Origin of the sequence: Hydrocoleum sp. CS-953, from assembly GCF_002260545.1 — a bacterium.
In the GTDB taxonomy this organism is placed as follows: domain Bacteria; phylum Cyanobacteriota; class Cyanobacteriia; order Cyanobacteriales; family Microcoleaceae; genus Trichodesmium.
The window spans coordinates 1-3,852 of sequence record NZ_LGSU01000609.1; the positions used below are offsets into that span (position 1 = coordinate 1).

Genomic DNA, 3,852 nt, shown 5'->3' on the forward strand with positions numbered 1-3,852 from the left:
ATTCACGCCTTGAAGCCTCCCCTTTCAAGGGGAAAAAAATAAATCTTTTCCTTATTCGTCAATCCTCTCCCTAAAAGGGAGAGGGAATTATCAATTATCAATTAATGAAAATACAGCCAGCTTTTTCCCAAACAAAATTTTGGTTTAATTAACTAACTATAAATTTAGATAAATTATTTTTTTGAAGAAGGGTAATTTTTTGGTATTCTTATCAAGACTTACTATTTATTGAATTCTTCAACAAGGAAAAACATGAAAAGTTTTATGACTGAGTTTTTCAGCAGTGTGTGGCATAACTTATCACAACAAATATCTAAGTTAGTAGTTGCATTAGTAGCAACATTTGTTTTACTGTTGCTTGGCACAATTTTTATACCAGTACCTTTCGCCCATGCAGCAATGGTCCTATACTGTGATGGACTGGATGCTGGTGGTAATCCTTATACAGCAACCTATGTAGATGGATTGTTTACTCAAGTCCGGTTTGATCGTTCTCCAGATTTACCCCCTGTAGTCTCGGAATTAACCTACGATACTGTCAATGAGCAAGGTCAACCAATTTACCGAGGTGGTTACTTGGGAGCTGCAGATGTAGTTCTTATTGATCTATCAGGAGGTAATGTCCAACCTGGTTCGGAAGTATCAGTAGCAGTTGATAATAATTGGAACGTAGAAAGGGGTATTTGTGGAGTATAATAACTAGGCTGTAGGGTGTGTCAGTTAGTGGCAACTGGCAGACCCTAAATTATTACTGGATTAGACTACCAGTCAACACTTAGCTCTCAGCAATCAATTTCTCAAGGTGTTTAATTAGGAATTAAATTTTACATTTTACCTCAATTTTTCAAAAGTCTCAAAAGCTTCATATATTACTGAATTATACTTAGATTAATTACCAAAATTTTCAGGTAATTCTATCTCAAAGTTTCTCAGCAAAAAAGCAAATTCATCTGTAATTTCTTCAATTATTTTCGTAGTAGGTTTTCCGGCTCCATGACCTGCTTTAGTTTCAATTCTAATTAACACCGGATTATCCCCTACATGAACTTCTTGTAAAGCAGAAATAAACTTAAAACTATGAGCTGGAACAACCCGATCATCATGGTCAGCAGTAATAACTAAAGTTGGCGGATAAGAAGTTTCTGGCTTTAAATTATGTAGAGGAGAATAAGCATATAAAGCTTTAAATTCTTCTAGATTATCTGGGGAACCATAATCACCAACCCACGCCCAACCAATAGTAAATTTATGGAAACGTAACATATCCATTACTCCTACTGCGGGTAAAGCTGCACCAAATAATTCTGGTCTTTGAGTGATACAAGCACCTACTAATAAACCGCCATTACTTGCACCAGTAATAGCTAATTTTGGGGAAGAAGTCCAATTATTTTCTATCAACCATTCAGCAGCACTAATAAAGTCATCAAATACATTTTGTTTCTGTTGTTTTGTTCCGGCTTTATGCCACTCTTCTCCATATTCTCCACCTCCACGAAGATTGGCTACTGCATAAATTCCTCCCATCTCTAACCAGACTAATCTACTAATAGAAAAGTTGGGAGTGATAGAAATATTAAATCCTCCATATCCATAAAGAATAGTTGGATTATTGCCATCTAGTTTTACACCTTTTTTGTGAGTAATAAATATGGGAATGCTTGTACCATCCTTACTGCTATAAAAAATTTGCTTTGTTTCAAATTCATCGGGATTAAAATCTACATTTGCTTGGCGATAAATTTTACTTTCACCACTTACCATATCGTACTGATAAATAGTTGATGGAGTTGTGAAACTAACATAACTATAAAATGTGGTTGTGTCGTAACGTTTGCCATAAAAACCACCTACCGAACCAATACCAGGTAAGTCTACATCTCTTACTAGGGAGCCATCAAGATTAAAGATTTTTATTTGAGTATGAGCATCTTTTAAATAGAAAGCAACAAACTGATTATTAAGTGTGCCTACTCCTTGCAATGTATCTGTTGTTTCGGGAATAATTTCTTGCCATTTATCTTTATTTTCCCCTGTAGCTAAAGAAGGTGATGGGGGGTTATTAATATCAATGGCAATAACTCGTTTTTTCGGAGCATCAAAATCTGTGACAAACCAAAATATATTATCATCATTATCTATCAGACGATATTCAGCTTCAAACTCACTAATTAATTCTACTATTGGCGCATCTGGGATAGTTAAATCCTGATAAAAAACTAAATTTTTGCGGTCTGTGCTTTGCCAAATTGTCAAAATTAAATATTTATTATCTTGTGTGACATAACAATTAAAACTCCATTCTTTTTTGTCGGGTTTTTCGTAAATTAGTACATCATCGTCTTGAGAAGTACCTAAACTATGATAGTAAACTTTATGTAAATAGTTAGTATCTTTTAATTCCCCTTCTTTTGGTTGTTCATAACGACTATAAAACAGACCCTGATTATCATTTTTCCAAGTTGGTCGATAGAATTTTATCCACTGCAAAACATCTGGCAAATCTTCTCCAGTTTGAATATTTTTAATCCGCCATTCTTGCCAATCTGAACCAGCTTTAGAAATACCATAAGCAATTAATTTACCATCTTTACTAATAGTAATTCCCGACAGAGCAACTGTTCCATCTTCTGATAATTTATTAGGGTCTATCAAAACTTTTGGTTCAGCATCTAGAGTAGGTAAGGTATATAAAATACTTTGATTTTGTAAACCATCATTTTTGTAATAGAAGTAGCGATCGCCTTCTTTAAAAGGAACGCTATATTTTTCATAATCCCAGATTTGAGTTAGTCGTTTTTTGATAGTTTCTCGTTCGGAAATTTCTGCCAGATAATTAAAGGTAATTTCATTTTGAGATTTTACCCACTCTTGAGTTTTTTCTGAGTCAGGGTCTTCTAACCATTGATAAGGATCGGGAACTTGAATACCGTGATAATTTTCTACTATGTCTGTTTTGTCAGTGATGGGATATGTTAGAGCTTGTTTGGGGTATTTCATATTTTTGATTTGTGAATTGTTTCTCTAATTTTAGAAGTTGATTTAATTTTTATCAAGTAAACATTGTAGAACTTTTGTCATTGCTACACCAGCAAAATTTCAATCTGCTTGAATTTTTCCGAGAATTTCTAGAATTGCCTAGAAAATTTTCAGCAGTGGAAAGATGGAAACAGAGAAATGATTACTCCATGGCAAATATTTCTGGGATTTTTGTCATTGCTACACCAGGAAAATTTCAATCTGCTTGAATTTTTCGGATAATTTCTAGAAATGATTACTCCATGGCAAATATTTCTTTTACTTTTATCATTGTCATACCAGCAAAATTTCAATCTGCTTGAATTTTTCCGAGAATTTATACAGTTGCCTAGAAAATTTTCAGCAGTGGAAAGATGGAAACAGAAAAACGATTTATTCTATAGCAAATATCTCTTTTACTTTTGTCATTGTCACACCAGCAAAATTTCAATCTGCTTGAATTTTTCCGAGAATTTNAACGATTTATTCTATAGCAAATATCTCTTTTACTTTTGTCATTGTCACACCAGCAAAATTTCAATCTGCTTGAATTTTTCCGAGAATTTCTAGAATTGCCTAGAAAATTTTCAAGAGTGGAAAGGTGGAGAAATCGTTTCTTTTTGTCATTGCTACACCAGGAAAATCTCAATCTGCTTGAATTTTTCCGAGAATTTTTAAAGTTGCCTAGAAAATTTTCCGTAGTGGAAAGATGGAGAAAGAGAAACGATTTCTCCATGGCAAATATTTCTGGGATTTTTGTCATTGCTACACCAGCAAAATTTCAATCTGCTTGAATTTTTCCGAGAATTTATACAGTTGCCTAGAAAATTTTCA

At 33.7% G+C, this 3,852-nt stretch carries 4 protein-coding genes; 3 read left to right on the top strand and 1 reads right to left on the bottom strand.

What is annotated here, in order from left to right:
* Positions 1-264: 264 nt before the first annotated feature.
* Positions 265-696: a hypothetical protein gene (locus AFK68_RS06735; RefSeq protein WP_168186350.1), complete on the top strand. Its 432-nt coding sequence runs from the start codon at positions 265-267 to the stop codon at positions 694-696.
* Positions 697-888: 192 nt separating this feature from the next.
* Here AFK68_RS06735 and AFK68_RS06740 read toward each other — a convergent pair whose 3' ends face one another.
* Positions 889-3,000: a prolyl oligopeptidase family protein gene (locus AFK68_RS06740; protein ID WP_094672099.1), complete on the bottom strand. Its 2,112-nt coding sequence runs from the start codon at positions 2,998-3,000 to the stop codon at positions 889-891.
* A 74-nt stretch (positions 3,001-3,074) separates the two neighbouring features.
* Here AFK68_RS06740 and AFK68_RS36375 point away from each other — a divergent pair, with 74 nt between their 5' ends.
* Together AFK68_RS36375 and AFK68_RS06745 are read left to right on the top strand one after the other, a co-directional pair.
* Complete coding sequence (locus tag AFK68_RS36375; RefSeq protein ID WP_168186351.1) at positions 3,075-3,248, top strand: hypothetical protein; 174 nt, start codon at positions 3,075-3,077, stop codon at positions 3,246-3,248.
* A gap of 342 nt (positions 3,249-3,590) precedes the next feature.
* On the top strand, positions 3,591-3,812 hold the full coding sequence (locus AFK68_RS06745) for a hypothetical protein (RefSeq protein WP_143437640.1): 222 nt from the start codon (positions 3,591-3,593) through the stop codon (positions 3,810-3,812).
* Positions 3,813-3,852 lie beyond the last annotated feature (40 nt).

Coding starts and splice junctions, on each gene's coding strand:
- AFK68_RS06735 (WP_168186350.1), top strand. CDS start 265: ATGACTGAGTTTTTCAGCAGTGTGTGGCATAACTTATCACAACAAATA.
- AFK68_RS06740 (WP_094672099.1), bottom strand. CDS start 3,000: ATGAAATACCCCAAACAAGCTCTAACATATCCCATCACTGACAAAACA.